Origin of the sequence: Paenibacillus amylolyticus (assembly GCF_001570725.1) — a bacterium.
Taxonomy (GTDB): Bacteria; Bacillota; Bacilli; order Paenibacillales; family Paenibacillaceae; genus Paenibacillus; species Paenibacillus amylolyticus_A.
In genome coordinates this window covers 71174-89970 of record NZ_BCNV01000008.1, presented here as the reverse complement: position 1 = coordinate 89970, position 18797 = coordinate 71174, and the positions used below count along the sequence as shown (strand labels likewise).

General features: G+C 48.3%; 18 protein-coding genes. 15 read left to right on the top strand and 3 right to left on the bottom strand.

All coding sequences use genetic code 11. The features are described from left to right. The first annotated feature begins 40 nt into the window (after positions 1-40). The 6 genes from PAHA3_RS26370 to PAHA3_RS26345 all read left to right on the top strand — a co-directional run bounded on the left by PAHA3_RS26370 (position 41) and on the right by PAHA3_RS26345 (position 5110). Positions 41-1471 carry a hypothetical protein gene (locus tag PAHA3_RS26370; protein ID WP_062837642.1) on the top strand — a complete coding sequence of 477 codons (1431 nt, stop codon included), beginning with the start codon at positions 41-43 and terminating at the stop codon, positions 1469-1471. A 152-nt stretch (positions 1472-1623) separates the two neighbouring features. After that, on the top strand, positions 1624-1887 hold the full coding sequence (locus PAHA3_RS26365; RefSeq protein WP_062837641.1) for an AbrB/MazE/SpoVT family DNA-binding domain-containing protein: 264 nt from the start codon (positions 1624-1626) through the stop codon (positions 1885-1887). Next, positions 1884-2291 carry a type II toxin-antitoxin system death-on-curing family toxin gene (locus PAHA3_RS26360; protein WP_062837640.1) on the top strand — a complete coding sequence of 136 codons (408 nt, stop codon included), beginning with the start codon at positions 1884-1886 and terminating at the stop codon, positions 2289-2291. The genes PAHA3_RS26365 and PAHA3_RS26360 overlap by 4 nt, the downstream gene beginning before the upstream one ends. Positions 2292-2450: 159 nt before the next feature. Next, a complete protein-coding gene (locus PAHA3_RS26355; protein WP_062837639.1) occupies positions 2451-3182 on the top strand; it encodes an ABC transporter ATP-binding protein in 732 nt (243 codons plus the stop codon). A 21-nt stretch (positions 3183-3203) separates the two neighbouring features. Further along, a complete protein-coding gene (locus tag PAHA3_RS26350) occupies positions 3204-4451 on the top strand; it encodes an ABC transporter permease (protein WP_062837638.1) in 1248 nt (415 codons plus the stop codon). Positions 4452-4726: 275 nt separating this feature from the next. Then, positions 4727-5110, top strand: coding sequence for a hypothetical protein (locus PAHA3_RS26345; RefSeq protein WP_062837637.1), 384 nt, complete (start codon positions 4727-4729; stop codon positions 5108-5110). A 146-nt stretch (positions 5111-5256) separates the two neighbouring features. Here PAHA3_RS26345 and PAHA3_RS26340 read toward each other — a convergent pair whose 3' ends face one another. Further along, entirely contained in the window at positions 5257-6525 is a 1269-nt protein-coding gene (locus PAHA3_RS26340) for an NAD(P)/FAD-dependent oxidoreductase (RefSeq protein ID WP_062837636.1), read from the bottom strand. A gap of 195 nt (positions 6526-6720) precedes the next feature. Between PAHA3_RS26340 and PAHA3_RS26335 the strand changes: the two genes are divergently transcribed. The 3 genes from PAHA3_RS26335 (at position 6721) to nadE (ending at position 10019) form a co-directional block, all read left to right on the top strand. After that, positions 6721-8415, top strand: a complete 1695-nt coding sequence (locus PAHA3_RS26335; protein WP_167350953.1) for a two-component system sensor histidine kinase NtrB — start codon at positions 6721-6723, stop codon at positions 8413-8415. Positions 8416-8636: 221 nt separating this feature from the next. Next, positions 8637-9071, top strand: a complete 435-nt coding sequence (locus PAHA3_RS26330; protein ID WP_062837635.1) for a BrxA/BrxB family bacilliredoxin — start codon at positions 8637-8639, stop codon at positions 9069-9071. A gap of 138 nt (positions 9072-9209) precedes the next feature. Continuing rightward, positions 9210-10019, top strand: a complete 810-nt coding sequence (nadE, locus tag PAHA3_RS26325; RefSeq protein WP_062837634.1) for an ammonia-dependent NAD(+) synthetase — start codon at positions 9210-9212, stop codon at positions 10017-10019. A 124-nt stretch (positions 10020-10143) separates the two neighbouring features. Here the strand turns inward: nadE and PAHA3_RS26320 are convergent, their stop codons facing one another. Further along, a complete protein-coding gene (locus tag PAHA3_RS26320; RefSeq protein ID WP_062837633.1) occupies positions 10144-10959 on the bottom strand; it encodes an alpha/beta hydrolase family protein in 816 nt (271 codons plus the stop codon). 185 nt (positions 10960-11144) lie between these two features. Between PAHA3_RS26320 and acpS the strand changes: the two genes are divergently transcribed. Both acpS and mutY read left to right on the top strand, forming a co-directional pair. Further along, the gene (acpS, locus tag PAHA3_RS26315; RefSeq protein ID WP_062837632.1) at positions 11145-11543 is read left to right on the top strand and encodes a holo-ACP synthase; all 399 of its coding nucleotides are present in this window, start codon (positions 11145-11147) and stop codon (positions 11541-11543) included. 29 nt (positions 11544-11572) lie between these two features. Continuing rightward, a complete protein-coding gene (gene mutY, locus PAHA3_RS26310; RefSeq protein WP_062837631.1) occupies positions 11573-12949 on the top strand; it encodes an A/G-specific adenine glycosylase in 1377 nt (458 codons plus the stop codon). A gap of 260 nt (positions 12950-13209) precedes the next feature. Here the strand turns inward: mutY and PAHA3_RS26305 are convergent, their stop codons facing one another. Then, positions 13210-13821: a superoxide dismutase gene (locus PAHA3_RS26305; protein WP_036614138.1), complete on the bottom strand. Its 612-nt coding sequence runs from the start codon at positions 13819-13821 to the stop codon at positions 13210-13212. A gap of 416 nt (positions 13822-14237) precedes the next feature. On the opposite strand from PAHA3_RS26305, the gene PAHA3_RS26300 reads away from it, so the two are divergent. The 4 genes from PAHA3_RS26300 (at position 14238) to PAHA3_RS26285 (ending at position 18663) form a co-directional block, all read left to right on the top strand. After that, positions 14238-14663, top strand: a complete 426-nt coding sequence (locus PAHA3_RS26300; RefSeq protein ID WP_017690782.1) for a GNAT family N-acetyltransferase — start codon at positions 14238-14240, stop codon at positions 14661-14663. Positions 14664-14977: 314 nt separating this feature from the next. Then, positions 14978-15562, top strand: coding sequence for a signal peptidase I (gene lepB / locus PAHA3_RS26295; protein ID WP_062837672.1), 585 nt, complete (start codon positions 14978-14980; stop codon positions 15560-15562). A gap of 170 nt (positions 15563-15732) precedes the next feature. Next, positions 15733-17616, top strand: coding sequence for a tRNA epoxyqueuosine(34) reductase QueG (gene queG / locus PAHA3_RS26290; RefSeq protein WP_062837630.1), 1884 nt, complete (start codon positions 15733-15735; stop codon positions 17614-17616). Positions 17617-17631: 15 nt separating this feature from the next. Further along, on the top strand, positions 17632-18663 hold the full coding sequence (locus tag PAHA3_RS26285) for an HD-GYP domain-containing protein (protein WP_062837629.1): 1032 nt from the start codon (positions 17632-17634) through the stop codon (positions 18661-18663). Positions 18664-18797 lie beyond the last annotated feature (134 nt).

Below are 18797 nucleotides of genomic sequence, written 5' to 3'. Positions count from 1 at the left end.
GCGTTAATTCAACCAAAATTGAGAAGGAGTGTATATCATCATGAAAAAAGTGAATCGTTGGGTAAAATTGTCGGTATTGTCGGGTACGTTGGTGGCTGGATTGCTGGGAGCTTCGCAGGCAACTTACGCAGATAGCTATAGCAATAACAGCAGTGGCAATCTGGATCTGAATGCAGGTTTGCGTCTGGAGTTGGGATCTCTTCTGTCAGGACACCGTGACACAGGTTACGGGCACAATGGTAGCTACGGAGGTTCATCCAGTGCAAGTGGAGCATTGAATTTGGATCTTGGACTCAATGCCGGCTTATCCTCAGAGAGCACGAACCGATACAATGATCGTTCTTCCGATCACACTGCTGAGCGTAGCAGTTCTGGCAAGCTGGGCCTTGGCTTGAACGCCAATGTGTCGGGAGAAGGTACAACGATGAGCGATTATTCACGAGGCGGCGACCATCGGAACGTGAACAGCAGCTATGCGAGCGAAAGCCGTGGAGCACTGGGTCTCGGTCTGAACGTGAATGCCGAGGGTGAGAGTGCGACATGGACTCAATCTGAACGCAACAATAGCGTGAATGACCGTGAGCGTAACGTAAACAGCAGCACTGCGAGCGAAAGTCGTGGAGCGCTGGATCTGGGTCTGAACGCGAAAGCGGAGGGAGAGAGTGCAACGATGGCTCAATCTGAACGCAACAACAACGTGAAAGACAGCGAGCGTGACGTAAACAGCAGCTATGCGAGTGAAAGCCGTGGAGCACTGGGTCTCGGTCTGAACGTGAAAGCGGAAGGAAAGGGTGCAACGATGGCTCAATCCGAACGCAACAACAGCGTGAATGACCGTGAGCGTAACGTAAACAGCAGCTATGCAAGCGAAAGTCGTGGAGCACTGGATCTGGGTCTGAACGCAAAAGCAGAAGGAGAGAGTGCGACATGGACTCAATCTGAACGCAACAACAGCGTGAAAGACAGCGAGCGTAACGTAAACAGTAGCTATGCGAGCGAAAGCCGCGGCGCACTGGATCTGGGTCTGAACGCGAAAGCCGAAGGAGAGAGTGCAACGATGGCTCAATCCGAACGTAGCAACAGCGTTAACGACCGTGAGCGTAACGTGAGCAACAGCTACGCAAACGAAAGCCGCGGAGCGCTGGATCTGGGTCTGAACGCGAAAGCGGAGGGAGAGAGTGCAACGATGGCTCAATCCGAACGCAGCAATAGCGTGAACGACCGTGAGCGTAACGTGAGCAACAGCTACGCAACTGAAAGTCGTGGAGTGCTGGATCTGGGTCTGAACGCGAAAGCGGAGGGAGAGAGTGCAACGATGGCTCAATCCGAACGCAGCAATAGCGTGAACGACCGTGAGCGTAACGTGAGCAACAGCTACGCAAACGAAAGCCGCGGAGCACTGGATCTGGGTCTGAACGTAGACGCAGATGCAGAGAGTGAAACTACATCTGTGGTGGAGACAAATCGGTAATATGAGCTTTTCATTGTAATATGAAGAAGCAGGGGCTCCGGAACCCCTGCTTCTTTTTTTGCATTTCACAATTCGAAATAATATGCAATTGGATAAAAAAATTAGTATAATTGTTATAACAGTTGAATAGTATAACTAAGGGGGAGAAATGAATGAATAGGGTGAGTGAGATGGAACGAAAAGTAACGAAATTCGGTAATAGTCTTGGATTAACAATGACGGATGCCTTCAAACAGGTTGGTCTTGAGCAAGGCGATATGGTTCAAATCGAGGTAAATCAGTCCACCGGGGAGATTATTATTAAAAAGTCTGCAAAAGTTAATTTGCCTAACGGAATCAGTAGTGATTTTATGGATACATTGGCTGATGTGATGGGTGAATATGATCAAACCCTGAAAGGTCTTAAGGATAGATGAGCATGACCCGGTATTTGAGTATTCAAGAGGTTATTGCGATCAACGTCGCTATGATTAAGCGTTACAGTCCTGGAGAGCAGATTGGAGTTAAAGATTCTGGTCTGCTTGAATCTGCGGTTGTAAGAGCACAATCATCAGTTTTTGGTAACGAAGCCTACCCATCTATATATGAAAAATCTGCTGCGATCTTTCAATCTTTGGGCCAAAACCATCCTTTTCATAATGCTAATAAAAGAACGGCTTTTACCGCATTAGTGATCTTTCTGCGTTATAACAATGTGTATCTTAAAATGGATCAAACTTTTGCTGAGGACTTTACTGTTGATATGGTGAACCACAAGTACACATTTGAAGAACTAGTCTCGATTATTCGAACATACTGTGTTACTGAAAACGAAGAATAATAAACAAAGCAATAAATCATACATTACTATGATTTATTGCTTTGTTTATTTGCCATCTATATAGAAATGCTCAAAATGATCAAACAAACAGCCCGTAACTCGATTACAATAAAACTAAAGAATGAAATAAACGCCTGATTAGAACAGGGAGTGAATGATATGGGAACGGAATATAAAAGCACGGAAATACAGGAGTCCATATTGGACGTACATATTACCGAGGCAGGATACGAGCCGGGACAATCGACCATACGCAATATTCGAATGAATGTGGCGCGGGGAGAGCTGGTAGGTATTATCGGACCGAATGGTGCGGGCAAAAGTACCACGATCAAAACACTGCTGGGTCTGCTGGAACATGCGAACTATGAAGTGACGATTGGGGGAGAGGGTCGCTATGCCTATATCCCGGAGCAACCGGTTTTTTACGAATATATGACCTTCTGGGAACATCTGGACCTGGCGGCAGCGGCATATGAAATGGAGGAAGAAGCTTTTGTTGCCAGAGCGGAGGAACTGTTGGTTCGTTTCGGCATGGACCACGTTCGAAATGATCTTCCAGCCAGCTTCTCGAAGGGCATGCGGCAGAAAATGATGCTGATGATCGGATTTCTGTCTTCACCGGATATCTATATTGTGGACGAGCCGTTCATCGGACTGGACCCTCGTGCAACCAAGGATTTTCTAAAATTGCTGGATGATGAACGTCGCCGCGGCGCGGGTGTGCTCATGTCTACGCATGTACTGGATACCGCTGAACGAATCTGCGATCGGTTTATTCTGATTGCTTCCGGCAGATCGGCTGCCGAGGGAACACTGGATGAAATCCGTGAAGTGGCAGGATTGCCGGAAGCCTCTTTGTTTGACTGTTTCGATGTACTGACGTCTTAGATAGAGAGAGGGTGAGAGAGAATGGAAACTTCCCAGCGTTATACACCACTTCGTTTGTACAGACGAAGACGTAAAGAGCATTTCAGGGAACAAATGAAAAATCTTAGACTCGTCGTGGATTGGACGGTGTGGGTATACCTGCTTGTTCCGGGTCTGCTCTATCTGATTGGATGGTACACGAGTCTGTGGACCAAACCGCTGCCTGCATGGGCGACAGGATTACCGCTTCCTGTACTGACCGGGTTGATTGACGTGGTTATGCTTACCGGGGGTGTGTTGATATTTGTGGAGGAAGCGGATGTATTGTTTCTGAAATCAAGGCCGTTGTGGATGCGCACGTTAATGAGGCAAGGGCTCTACCTGTCCTGTCTGCAACATCTGGGCAAAATGATCCTGATTACAGCGCTGACCGCACCCCTGTGGTCCCGTGTCTATGAGATGTCGAATCTCCAGATTGCACTTATGGCTGTCTGGTTCGGTGCAGTAGCTTCATTCCAGGCAATAACACTACATATGACGAAGGTTCGACTTATAGGATGGCGACGCTGGATTCAGATGATCCCTCTCGTCATCGGCATAGGTTATATGACCATTCATGCGACATCATGGATGCATGGGCAGACGTGGAAAATCAGTTTTGGTATCGGGGTGATCATGCTTCTTCTGATTACAGTCGGACAGATGAGGCTCTTGATGAAGGGAACGTTTGAAGGGGATGTACGGGAGGATCTGCGGAGCAGGCTGCAGCTTACAGCACTAATGTTAAGCCGGGCGGTGAGCAAGCCGAAAGCCCCACGAACAAGGTCCATCATCTTCCGCAAACCGCGTAAACTGCTGCGCAATCGTTCCATCGCGAACCGGACAGCGGAGATTGCGTTCAAGGCATTTTTCCGAAACTCAGCTACGATGAAATTGTATTTGCAGCTTGGCGGACTATCCATCGCAGCAGTTGCCTTGCCACCTTTTCCGGTCAATGTCATCGTGTGTGCGTTATTAATCATCATGTTGACGGTAATGTTTTATCGTTCCTGGGATGTTTTTGCCACGTCCGACTATGTTCAGCTCATAACGTATGACTCGGAGGCGCTGCATCGTGCAGGTTCGATGATGGTTCGGATGTTGTTCGTCCCGATTGGTATTCTTATGGGATTCACGCTGGGACTGGCCTGGCTCGGGTGGATCGTCGGTATTCTGACAGCCGCAGGTGCGGTGGCCTTTGGACTCTGTGTGTTATCAATTGCCGGATGGGTTCGGCAGACCCGGGCCTAGGACGTGTCTCAAAAACTCGCTGAAGTTCATCTTTTACCGCCTTTTCGCCCCATGCTGTGTCACTTTCCCTTGACGTGCCCCGGCACGCCTGCGGAAAACTTCCTTGCTTGGAACGAAAATTCGGCAAAATCTGCTTCCTTCGGAGTTTTCAGACACGCCCTGAAGGAATTCCTTTCTAAGTCAAAGCATATCGTGCGCTATATCTGCCCATGCTATAGAAGAAGAATCTCATCAACGGATGATGAGAGATTAGCTGTAGCAAGGAGGAAGAGACGATGATGGATAATAGCGAACTACAGGTGCATTTCGCAGACGGTTCGGCGTTGAATGCCGCCAGGGCAACCTTGGAGGAATTGGGATATAAGCCGTATCAGTCCGGCCCGCTGGAATTGTACATTCCCACAGATCGCCAGGATCCTCAGTCTGCCGTGGAGATTGTACAATCTCATGGAGGAAGTGCCGTATTTGCCTCGCAAACGGAAGAACTGGATCAGTTTCAGAATATATCGATTCCGGCTCATCTCGTGAATGAGGATTGGAACGATGGTTATACGAGCGGAAACCAGGGGAGCCAGGCTGAGCAAGGTGCACATAACTATAGCGAGGACCCGGCATACGATGATTCGGCTGATGGATTCTCGGGCAGTGTCAAAGCCTAGAAGGCAAAAATCACAGGCGAAGAGTGGTTCGATCCACCTTTCTAAAATGGAACAATGCTGAAAACCCCGATACTCCACGGATAGTGGACATCGGGGTTTTTGACATCTGAAGCAATTCAGCATGGGTATGAAGTGTGTAATACCTATTATGATGTGGCGTGTTTATATTCAGCCGCATGCATACCAGCCGTATATCCTGTGGAGAAAGCAGCGGTGATATTATACCCCCCAGTGTAGCCGTGAATATCCAAAACTTCACCGCAAAAGAATAGTCCAGGCAGCAGCTTGGATTCCATTGTTTTTGGGTATATCTCCTTTAAGTGGATTCCTCCCCCAGTAACGAAGGCTTCTTTAAGCGATCTTGTTCCGTCTGCACGGAAGGTAAAAGCCTTCATTAGCCCGCACAAATTGCTTAACATGCCTTTGGGGAAATGGTGGAACGTGAGGTCATCGCTGATCTCCGCACGTTTCATCATTAATGGAATCATGCGTTCCGGAACCCATGTTTTCAGTATGTTTTTGACAGCCTTGCGTGATTCTTGTTCCAATACCTGTTGGACTTGTGTTTCCAATGCACCTAGGGACAGCTCCGGGAACAGATCAATGCTCATAATAACCTGTGGGTTTCCAGACTTCATCTGAACCTTGCGGATAAATTGGCTGCAACGCAGTGCGACCGGTCCCGACACACCAAAATGCGTGAAAATCATATCCCCGCGATGGGAGATGACGGGTTTTCCTTTGGCATCTATAACAGATAGACCGATATCTCTCAAAGATAAACCTTGCAGTTCCTTGGACTGAATCCAACTCTCCCCAGACACAATAGGCACTTCAGTTGGATATAACTCTGTAATCGTATGACCGGCAGCTTCGGCCCAAGGATAACCATCTCCGGTTGATCCAGTTTGAGGCACGGATTTGCCGCCAGTAGCGATAATGACAGAGCGTCCAAGGATGGTTTTACCTGAGAGCAATTTAACACCCTGTACCTGCTGACCGTTCTGAATGAGTTCCTTAACCGGTTCTTTGGTGCGAATCTCAACGCCGAGGGAGACGATTTTGCCTACCAATGCATCCACGACTGTTTTCGCTTTATCGGTTACGGGGAACATTCTGCCGTTATCTTCTTCTTTCAGGGCAATTCCGAGATTCTCAAAAAAACGCATGATCCCCTGGTTGTCCAGATTCTGAAACGAACTATATAAAAAGCGGCCATTACCCGGAATATGCCGGATGAGTTCATCTGTTTCCTTGGCATTGGTTACATTGCACCGACCTCCGCCAGAGATGCCGAGTTTACGACCCAGTTGATCTCCTTTATCCAGCAGAAGCACAGAGGCTCCATGCTCGGCAGCTGCAACGCAAGCCATCAGGCCCGCAGATCCACCACCAATTACAATGACATCATACATACGTTATTACCCTCTTTTTTCATTGATTTTGTCTGTTTTACGTAAAACGTGTCTACTCCTGCCTTTTTCTGAAATATAATGGAGTTAGGAGAAGTTCTATTATGCAGTCTTAAGGGATATATTGTAATATACTGTCGCCTATGTTTTAATCAGAAATACATGAGGGAATGTGCAGGCAGAGGAGGAGATGGCATTGTGGTTGCGTTAAAGGACATTCTTTTACAAGTACTGCTGGCAGGGTCGGCGGTATTCCTGATTCCCTTATTCCATCTGGGGCTCTCCAGGCGGGCTATTGCCAAAATGGAACATGCCGGAACAGTACAACCCAGTTTAGCTGTGACAAGTGTCGCGAGCATGCTGCTGTGTTTGCTGTTTGCGCTTTTTGCGAGTCCAGTGGCCGTACCCATATCATTAAGCATCGTACCTGTGATACTTGTTATTTTGTATTGTAAGTCCGCTATAGGCTTAACGCTGTCCATTCTACATATTCTCTTCTATTTTCTTTTTGCGCATCCCTATGATCTGTACGGATTTCTCCTTCATACGGGCATTCTTCTCTATCCTATTGTATGGTTGTCTGCCAAACGATTCAAGCATAATACGTCTTCGCGCAAAATGGCGATCCTGATCTCCCTGATTGCAATGGAACTAATTGTAACGAGCCTGTTGTGGATCACATCCCACCAGAATGACTCCACATACTCTGCAACCTACATGATACTTACAGCACTTGGATATACTGCTGGTGGCATTGTTGCGGGCAGTCTGAGTCTGCTATGGCTGGAACGGATGAAACATTATCGTGGGCTGGAGCAGCATCTCTCCGAAGTTCACCACCGATACATAACCGAAACGGAGAAACTTCATCAGATTCTGAATGCAATTCCCCTCTCCATTGCCACTGTAGATAAAGAAGGCACGGTCATGTTCGTCAATGAGATGATGGAGCAAACAGCGAGAGAGCAGTTACCTTGTACCTCCACGCCTGATCTCATTGGACAGCCTGCCAGTCAATTTGTTGAACAAGGTCAGGCGGACAAGATGGATAAAAGCATTCGCAGAGCCGTCATTCACGGTGAGATTAGTGGATTGACCGTTCGTTACGGTGCTCACGTATTTCAGTCCCGAACCGTGCCAATCTATGCCTTTTCAACAGAGCCTGCCAGAGAAGTTACAGGGGCTATGCTAATTATTCAGGATATCACGGAGCTAGAGATGCTACGAAGTGAGCTGGATAATGTGGACCGTCTCAGTCTGGTGGGCCAGATGGCTGCGAGCATTACGCATGAAGTGCGCAATCCAATGGCTGTTGTGCGTGGCTTTCTTCAACTCATGCAGGAAAAAAGTCCGGAATCCCTGGATCACTATTACCGGATCGTCCTGGAAGAGCTGGACCGGGCGAATAGTATCATTAATGATTTCTTGTCTCTGGCTCAGAATCGCATTGCGGAGAAAGAAGAATCCCAGCTGCATGATATCATTCATGAACTCAGTCCATTGTTATGGGCGGATGCGAATCTGCGTGGTCAGAGCATTGAACTCCTGCTCGCACATGATGTGCCGAAGCTGAATCTCAATTCAAAGGAAATCAAACAGGTGGTATTGAACCTGGCCCGTAACGGGATGGAAGCCATGAATGAGAAAGGCGTGCTTACGCTGGAGACGCGGATGGTAGACGACAGGGTGGAGCTGTGTGTACGGGACACAGGACCGGGTATACCGAGGGTGAAGAAGGAGAAGCTGTTTGAACCTTTCTATACGACCAAAGCCAAGGGAACCGGGCTCGGATTGTCCATGTGCCTGAGTATTGTGGAACGACATAATGGAACCATTACCGTGGAATCGGAGGAAGGTCAGGGGACCACCTTCAAAGTGGCATTTGAACAATAGGCATTCAGCATATTTTGCCAGACAATGAGACATAATAATATGGAAGAAGCCTTTCCGCAGGCGGTTTCTGAATCTTGCTTTCATTGCTTATGGATGTATAATAGGAATAGCACATCATTACATCCATAATTTTCGATATGAATGTAACGTTGTTTTGGATAGCTATTCGCCTCTAATTCTAACGAGATTATAGAACAACCATTTATAAGGAGTGAAACCGAATGTCAATGTCATTTGATCAATACATGAAAGATATGGTTCAACCTATGCGGGATGAGCTAACTCGTCTTGGCATTCAGGAGTTGCGTACTCCTGAAGAAGTGGAAGCAAGTCTGCCGGATGCAAAAGGAACAGCGCTGATCGTCATTAACTCAGTCTGCGGATGTGCCGCAGGTCAATGTCGCCCAGGTGTATCTCAAGCCCTTCAGAACGATATTACACCGGATCACCTGTACACTGTATTTGCTGGTCAGGATAAGGAAGCAACTGCAAAAGCACGTGAATTCTTTGCACCGTATCCTCCATCTTCACCGTCCATCGCCTTGATGAAAGACGGAGAACTCGTTCACTTTATTGAGCGTCATCAAGTGGAAGACCGTTCTGCAGAGGAAATTGCGGCTGATCTCACTAGTGCATTTGAACGTTACTGCCGTTAATTCGCTCCATAGAACGCCCCGCCCTTCGGATAACCGATGCCGGGGCGTTTCATTTTGGATAGATAAGGTTATTGAACCATTCGGACCTTTCAAGATGGACATCAAATTTCATTAATTTAGAAACGGGGTGTGTGAACGATGAGTTTGCAACAACAGATCATCGCTGAATTGAAGGTTAAACCAAGCATTAACGAAGAAGAGGAAGTTCGCAAGCGTGTTGATTTTCTGAAGACGTATGTGAAAAATGCAGGTGCCAAAGGCTTGCTGATTGCGATCAGCGGCGGTATTGATAGTGCAGTAGCTACGGCGCTTTGCAAAAAAGCGACGGACGAGCTTACACAAGAAAACAATCAAGAGTACAAAACTCTCGGTGTATTCCAACCTTACGGTGAACAAGCCGATATCGACCACAGCTACGCTGTAGCGAAAGCATACGATTTGAAGCATGTCGTGGAAACCAATATCGAAGATGCCGTTAACGAGATTGCACTCGAAGTGGAACAAGGCTTCAAATCCTTGGGCAGTCCACGCCATATGACTCACCAAGGCAAAGGGAATGTTAAGGCGAGAACTCGTATGGTTATGCAATATGCGCTTTCGTTTGAAGAAAACCTGCTCGTTGTAGGTACGGATCACGCGTCCGAAGCTATCACGGGTTTCTATACCAAATGGGGCGATGGCGCTGTAGATATCACGCCACTGAGCACCTTGAACAAACGTCAGGTACGCCAGCTGGCAGCATATCTGAACGTGCCACAAGCTATTTTGGATAAGGCACCATCTGCAGGATTATGGGAAGGTCAGACGGACGAAGATGAGCTGGGAATTTCGTATGAAGCCAACAGCGACTATCTTGAAGGCAAGCAGATCGATCCGGCTGCACAAGAGCGCCTCGAAGCGTTCTATACGCGCACACATCACAAACGTAATGCCATTCCTGGTATCTAATACGGGTGGATGCGCACGCACGTTATATTGGGAATACGAAAAAGAGTCACTGCTCAGGCAGTGACTCTTTTTAGTGTGGATTGATGAAAAACAAAATCCAGATGACTACTATATTAAAGATGAGTTAGTTACTCCATGTCTTGATCTGTTGCAGGGTTTGGGTGATGGCTTGCTCCAGTTGCGGAGTGGTTTCCTTAAAAGGATGTACCGTATTAAAGGTGTGGTTCCCTTCAGGTATCTGGTGCCATGGAATATCAGGGCGGGCTTGAACTAATGCGGCAGAACCGTCCCGCAGACGCTGGGGATCTTCTGTTCCCTGAATGAGTGCGACGTGCAACGTTGAAGAAGCCAAACGGTCAATGATCGCGTAACGTTCGTGATGCTTGTCCAGGTCCTCCAGAATAGAGACGTCCAGTGGCATCTGCTGGCCTGTACGTCCGTTAACGACATGGCTGCGGCCATGCGTGCGCATTTCTTCTTTTTGCTCCGCTGAGAAGAGATCCAGATTGGTTACCCCATTCCAGGAGATTACACCTGCCACCTGCTCGGGATGATCCAGTGCATAAACGATACTTACACCCGCACCGCGGCTATGTCCAATCAGGTATACAGGAAGTCCAGCGAGTTCAGGTTGTGAAGCTACATACTCAAGCACTAGGGCCAGATCAGCAAGCTCCCGGCTGTACGTATTCACTGCGAACTTTTCAAGTTCAGAGAATTGCTCCAGATATTCGCCGATACCGTTGTGAGAGAAATTGAAGGTCAGCACATGATGTGTCTTGCTTAGCTGTGAAGCTGCATAGGGGAACATGCCCCAGTCTTTGAAGCCTTTGTATCCGTGAGCCAGAATGATGACCCCTTGAGCGGGTTGTTGTGCAGGGAAGAAGTCCCCGCGAATGATAGCATCTACGTCAGTGGGCAATTCAAAAGTGATGGGCATTATTCAGACCTCCTAAGAGTTTCAAACGATTCCTGATTCATATTTTAGCATAAATGGGAATGCGGATAGGTACTCGCTTCTGGGCGCCCCTCCTGCTACAATAGAATACGTGTTCGGAGAGTTACGGATCATGTGATTGAATGGAGATCTTTTACAGTATAAAAGATTAAGCGGGTGAAGCGTTGATGATATATGGCATTGGCAATGATGTGCTGGAGATTGGACGTATGCGCAAGCTGCTGTCTGGTCGCCATGCGGAAGCTTTTATAAAACGAATTTTAACGCCAGCAGAGCGGGAGATCGCGGCAGAGCGGGGAAAGCGGATGACGGAGTTTGTATCCGGTCGATTTGCAGCGAAAGAAGCGGTGTCCAAGGCATTTGGCTGCGGGATTGGTGGCATCATGGGCTTCACTGACATTGAAGTGCTGCCTGATGAGACAGGACGTCCGGTGGCATCGCTGTCCAGCCAGGCTTGGGAACGACTGCAGTTGCCATACGACAAACAATATGACATTCATTTGAGCATTACGCATCAGACGGAACTGGCGGCGGCCTTTGCGATCGTAGAGCAGTTGGAAAAGTAATTAGCTTGGCAATAGGAGAGGACGGAAATATGGGTTTAATGGAACAGAAACGACATTTCAGCGTCAATTTGCTGGACTGGTATATGATCAACCGACGGGATTTGCCGTGGCGTCGCCACAACAATCCGTATTTCACATGGGTATCGGAGATTATGCTTCAGCAGACTCGGGTCGATACGGTAATTCCGTATTTCAATCGTTTTATCGGGAATTTCCCGACCGTGCAGGCGTTGGCGGAAGCACCCGAAGAGGACGTCTTGAAAAATTGGGAGGGACTCGGTTATTACTCCCGTGCCCGTAATCTTCAGGCGGCTGCGAGACAAGTCATGGAGCTGCATGGAGGCGAGATGCCGCAGGACAAGCAGGCCGTCTTCGCGTTAAAAGGGGTGGGCCCGTATACTGCCGGGGCCATTCTCAGCATTGCCTTCAACCAGCCGCAGCCTGCGGTAGATGGCAATGTCATGCGGGTACTGTCCCGATACTTCCTCATCGATGAGGACATTATGAAGGGCAGCACCCGGGTGTTGATGGAAGAGCTCGCAGGAGAGCTCATTCCGGAAGGGCGGGCGCGTGATTTCAATCAGGCGCTGATGGAGCTTGGTGCGTTGGTATGCACGCCCAAAGCGCCGCATTGCCTGACTTGTCCGGTCATGGAGCAATGTTCCGGCCGCATCGCCGGAAGAGAGCTTACGCTGCCGGTCAAGACCAAGGCGAAGCCGCCGCGCCCTGAGCAGCGGCTGGTCGCGATTGTGGAGGGCCGCGGTGCTCATCGCGGCCAAGTGCTTGTGCGCCAGCGCCCAGACACGGGCCTATTGGCCCGCATGTGGGAGCTGCCGCATGTGCTCGCGGCGCCCGCCGCAGCGAGCAAGAAGGCGGCGCCGCTGGCGGATGAGCCGGCCATGGCATTGCTGGCCGGCAGTCTGTGGGCGGAAGGCTTCGCTGCCCGCCCGGAAGGGCTGGCTACCCATGCGGAGCATGTGTTCAGCCACATTGTCTGGAGCCTGCAGGTGTACAAGTGTACCGAGCAGGACCAGAGCAGTGAGCTTCCGCTGATCGCAGCGGAAGCCAGAGCCGCCTACGATGCACAGGCGGCAACAAGGGAGGACACAGCCTCAGCATCAGCTGAGTCATCTGGGTCACCTGAGTCAGACACAATGCATTCATCGGAGCCAGGCACGGCTAATGCGCAGAACATCGCAACATCACTTAACGATGGAGAGATGTTGATGTCATCATCTGACGTTAGTGACCTAGCACTGAGTACTACGACACTGACAGGTAAAGGCGATGGCTTGACCTACCGCTGGATCGGTCCGGAAGATATGGATAAAATGGCATTCCCGAATATCTTCCTTAAGCTGATCAGCAGTTATTTTGCCGGAGCGTACGATCAAGTGAATGATTAAATGGGGGAGCTAACGAACCTGAGTGACGTTATCATAGCCAAATCAACCCAAAAGTGCGCATCAAAGCCCGTATTTTGGGAAATAGCTACTATGAGATTCGTTAGGTTCGCGATACGATGAAATATGGAGCAATAGCGTTCCCTGAGTTCGTCAGAAACAAAACACCCATTAACGATAACTATAGCAAAAAGAGAGCCTGATCACGGTCATATGACCGAATCAGGCTCTCTTTTTATGTTAACTGTTGCATGTTAATAATCTTATTTTGCAGAAGCGTAACGTTTGTTCACTTCATCCCAGTTGATTACATTCCAGAAAGCGGCGATGTAGTCAGGACGTTTGTTTTGGTAGTTCAGGTAGTAAGCGTGCTCCCATACATCCAGACCCAGAACCGGAGTCAGACCTTCGAAGAGAGGGCTGTCTTGGTTAGGTGTGCTAGTGATGGACAACTTGCCATCTTTACCAACTACGAGCCAAGCCCAGCCAGAACCGAAACGAGTTGTAGCTGCTTTAGCGAAATCTTCTTTGAATTTGTCAAAGCCACCCAGTTCGCTATCGATAGCTGCTGCGATATCGCCTGTAGGAGCGCCGCCGCCGTTAGGTCCGATGATTTCCCAGAACAAGCTGTGGTTAGCATGTCCACCACCATTGTTGCGAACCGCTGTGCGGATGCCTTCAGGTACGCTGTCAAGGTTAGCAATCAGATCTTCCAAGCTTTTTTCTTGCAGTTCAGGAGCGCTTTCCAGAGCTGCGTTCAAGTTGGTTACATAAGTATTGTGATGGCGATCGTGGTGGATTTCCATCGTTTTTGCATCGATATGTGGTTCCAGTGCGTCGTTAGCGTAAGGAAGTGCTGGTAATTGAAAAGTCATAATGAAATACCTCCTGAGATTTTAAGTTTTTTGAACAGGTACATATGTAATAATACCCTTGCCACTAATATTAAACCGCATTCGGGCTAATTAAGCAACATTTTTGTTTATTAAGTCCCCCGGGGCGTTGATCTAATGAAGGGCCAGAGATAACAAACATATTTTACCCTTTATGAATATTTTTATGTGAAATTAATAGAAATAAAAGCAAAAATATGACGTTCTGTGATGTAAACGGTTACAATTAAGCGCTTTCAAAAGAAAATGCGTGTTTTATGGAGTAAAGTATGGTTTAATTGACGGAGAAGCGGTATTTTCTCGTTTTTTGTCATTATATGAACATTGGGTTTTTGGTAAAAGGGAATTCCTTTTTGTAAAAAACCTCATCTAAGCTAACGAAAAGGGAGATTTAAGACATGCACGTTCGTTCCTTTCAGTTGAGTGATGCAAGCCAGATGACGGAGCTTCTCCAGGTTGCACTATCGGAAGAGTGTTATGAGAACACGATGGGCCCGTTTGCCCGTCAATTGTCATGGGATTCTGACCTGATCATGGTTGCGGAAGAAGAGGGAGACCTCGTCGGCGCTTTGATCGGTACGATTGATCACAATCAGGGTTGCATCTATCGTATTGCGGTCCATCCAGACTATCGTCGCCGCGGAGTCGGCAAAACACTTGTCGAAGCCATGGAACAACGGTTCCAGCAGCGTAAAGTCAGCCAAGTATGGGTGGCGGGTGATGAGCACAACAAAGTAGCCATGCCTCTATATGAAGCAATGGGTTACGGTGCCAATCAGATTATGAGCGCTTTCCAGACTCTTAGTATTTTGTCCAAAGCTTAGTTTGCATGTTTAAAAAGAAATAAAAAAAGATTTTCATTTCATATTAGGCATATCTCTTAACGTGTAAGAACGTGAGGGATGTGCCTTTCTATTTATATGAGCGTTCTTCACGTAATATTCGGTGTCTCCGAATTGGATTAGATTACTGCGGCTAACCCGGCTATATTCACGATATTCAAGGTATTGGTGCTCATAACCAATTGTTTCACTCTCCCAAATGAAGTAGACTGAAAGGGAGTATGAACATCCATTCTACACGTTTAATTCAACTAATCGATAAACGAGGTGTCCCTTTGAATTCCAATAATCTTTCAATGGAACATGTGACTTCCGAGGAACGTAATGAACCGCCAAAGCCTGATCAACCGGGGAAATCCTGGGTAGCCGAGCTATGGGATTGGGTCAAAACGATAGTTGTTGCTTTTGTGATCATGATGCTCCTGAACCTGTTTGTGTTCAACCTGTCGATGGTTAAGGGACAGTCTATGCAACCGACACTGGTTGAGCGAGATCGCCTTTTCGTTAACAAAATTGTATACCATCTGGGTACTCCTTCCCGATCGGATGTGATCGTACTTCGTGATCCAAGTGAAGGTGTAGAGAAGAAGGATTTTCTGGTGAAACGGATCGTTGGGCTTCCGGGAGATACAATTGAAGTTAGGGATCATCATCTATATGTGAACGGCGAGCAGCAAGCGGAAACGTATACTGATATTGAAGTGCAAGACCCGGATTTTGGCCCAATTACACTGGAGCCGGATCATTTCTTCGTGATGGGGGATAATCGTCATGAAGGCAAAAGTAAGGATAGCCGAGTATTTGGCAGTATTACATCTGATGAAATTGTAGGCAAGGCTGAATTTATTTTCTGGCCATTCTCTGAATTAAAGAAATTGTAAAATGATTACAGCACAACAACTTCAGAGCGCATTTTGCGTTAAAACATATAGACTCGTTCCGTTTGAATTCAATTATGCAAGGCATATATAGAAATTAACGCCTGTCCTCTTACGTGAGGCGGGCGTTCACTATTTACGGAATAAGTGTCGGAAGAAGAGAGGAAAGAGAAATGACGAGCGTACAGACCGGGGCAGCACATGCAGCCTCCGTATGGGAAAAGTTAAAGCAGGAGATCAAGGCAGCTGGCCCCGGACTGGGCATTGATGATATCGGATTTGCTTCGGCAGAGCCCTTCGTAACGCTAAAATCCATACTGGAACAGCATCGGGCTAAAGGGTACGAGTCCGGATTCGAAGAGCCTGATCTTGAGAAAAGGGTTCGTCCCGAGTTGAAGGATGGTGAGCCTGCTTCACTCATAGCGATAGCTGTGGCCTATCCATCGAAGATGGTGAATCCGCCGAAGTCGGAGCCGGGAGCCTACCGGGGGATTTTTGCCCGCTCCGCGTGGGGTCAGGATTATCATCAGGTTCTGCGTACAGCGATGGACAAGTTGGTTAATTTCATAAAGGAACGCGTACCTGAAGCGATGATCGAAAGCATGGTAGACACAGGTGCGTTGGTGGATCGTGCGGTATCCCAGCGTGCGGGGATTGGTTTTAGCGCCAAAAACTGTGCGATTATCTCACCCAAATTCGGATCATGGATTTTCCTCGGAGAACTGGTGACGAATATTCCGTTTCAGCCGGACACCCCTGTGACCGAGGACTGCGGTGAATGTACGAAATGTATCGATGCCTGTCCAACAGGAGCATTAGTGGGGCCTGGACAGTTGAATTCACAGCGGTGTATTTCGTTTGTAACCCAGACCAAAGGGTTCGTGGATGAAGAATTTATGCTGAAAATTGGCAACCGTCTATACGGTTGTGATACGTGTCAGATTGTTTGTCCGAAGAACCGGGGCAAGAACTGGGATCACCATCCCGAGTTTCATCCTGATCCGGAGATTGTGAAGCCGCTGCTGCTACCACTTCTGGACATCGGTAACCGGGAATTCAAGGAACGTTTCGGTCAAAGTTCCGCCGCCTGGCGTGGCAAGAAGCCGATTCAACGCAACGCCGTTATTGCCCTGGGCAATTTCAAAGACAAAAGTGCTGTACCCAAACTTACAGAAGTACTAAAACGTGATCCGCGCCCCGAGCTGCGGGGAACCGCAGCCTGGGCGTTAAGCAGAATTGGAGGAGAAGACGCCATGAGAGCAATTGGGGAAGCTGCCGCTAACGAACAAGATGGGAACGTACTAAGCATGCTGCAGAAGGCCGAGGAGCGACTGAGTTCGTCCGAGACCTTACCCAAACAGCCACAGGCTGGGCAAGTGAATGAGAAGCAGCCAGAGGAACAGAAGAACAATGAGCATAATTCTTTACAGGCGTTACAGCAGGATTTGAAAATGGAAGCAGCGAACGAACCGGGGAATGAGCAGTCTGGACAATCTGTCAAACCGGAAGCCGCAGCGTGGAAACCTTCAGCAGTTACGGGGCTTCATGGCAAGCCTGTGTACTACGATGAGGTACTGACACCGATTGGTACACTCACGTTATGCGCTACCGATGAAGGGCTGTGTCACATTGATTTTGGCGCCTTTCACGTACGCGAAGCCCACCTGCAACAATGGGCCCGTACCTGGATCGGCGAGTATCGATATGAGAAGAATGAAGAGAAGCTCAGCGAAGCTGCAAAGCAGTTACAGCAGTATTTTGCAGGGGAGAGAAAAACGTTCGACTTGCAGCTTGATCGGCTTGGAACACCATTCCAGCTACAAGTATGGCAAGTTCTGTCCGATATATCTTATGGAGAGGCCTCATCACACCAACAGGTTGCGGAAATCATCGGCAGGCCCAAGGCTGTTCGTGCAGTTCTGGACGCCATTAGCAAGAATCCGATTCCGATTATTATTCCCTGTCACCGCATTAGCGGTAAAGACGGTACCCTGGTGGGTTATGTAGGCGGTCTGCAAACCAAGGAGCAATTGCTCGCATTGGAGCAGCAATCGTAAGAGCGGGGGACGTTCATGAAGTATGTAAACGTGGAGAGCGTGGAAGCGGGGGAGCTTCTGGGCAAGACGGTATATTCCAGTAACGGTACGGTACTGTTATCTGCCGGAGTCCAGCTCACCGTATATATGGTCAATACGCTGAAACGTATTGGCGTGACCATGCTATACATCCAGGATGAAGCGTACAAAGATGTGGATACAGAAGACATTCTGGATGAAACCACGAAACGGGCAATAATTAACGAAATGAGTGTTACACTCGAAGCGGTGCGTTCCGGGAAGGATTGGAGTCCCAGAAAGGTCGCCCTCAGTATAGATAAGTTGTTGAACGATGTACTGAACGGGCGTGAACTGCTGGTGCAGCTCACCGATATTCGTACGAAAGACAATGCGCAGTACGTTCATGCGATGAATGTGTGTTTGCTGTCTTCGGTCATTGGAATGAATATGGGACTCAACTACAATCAACTGAAGGATCTTGCTGTGGGAGCACTGTTACATGATATTGGCAAAGTGGGGGAACCTCCCGGCAGTAGTTCTGCCACCAATTCTTCGCTGCATCACACGTGGCGTGGATTCGAAGTGATTAAGAACAAACGGGAGTTCAGTCTGTTGGTTGCTCATACAGCGCTGCAACATCATGAGCACGTGGACGGTACAGGCATGCCTAGGGGTATCAAGGGAAACGATATCCATCTGTTTGCAAGAATCGTTAGTGCGGCTAACATCTATGATAATCTCATTAATGGGTTATCGAGAGACAGCCTGCTGCCACATGAAGCTTGTGAAGAGATGATGGCATTGTCTGGTACCAAGCTGGATCGGGACATTCTGATTGAGTTTAACAAGAGTGTATCCGTGTATCCCAATGGCACAGCGGTACGACTGTCTACCAAAGAGACTGGAGTCATCGTGCGTCAGCATCGGGGATTGCCAGGCCGACCTGTAATCCGAGTGGCGCGGGGCAGTACGCGTTATTCTCTGGATGTGGTTGAAATTGATCTGGCTCAGCATACAACCGTTTTCATTGAAGCCGTCATGAGTTAGCTTGCAGGCGGCTAAACTGGAAAATCCGTTTGCTCAAGGCGTGCGGAAATGCTATGATACTTTCAGGAAATCCGGTCTGTGTCAGGTTTGCAACGTGTGCGTTGAACATCATGGAGTGACACGGATTATCAGGC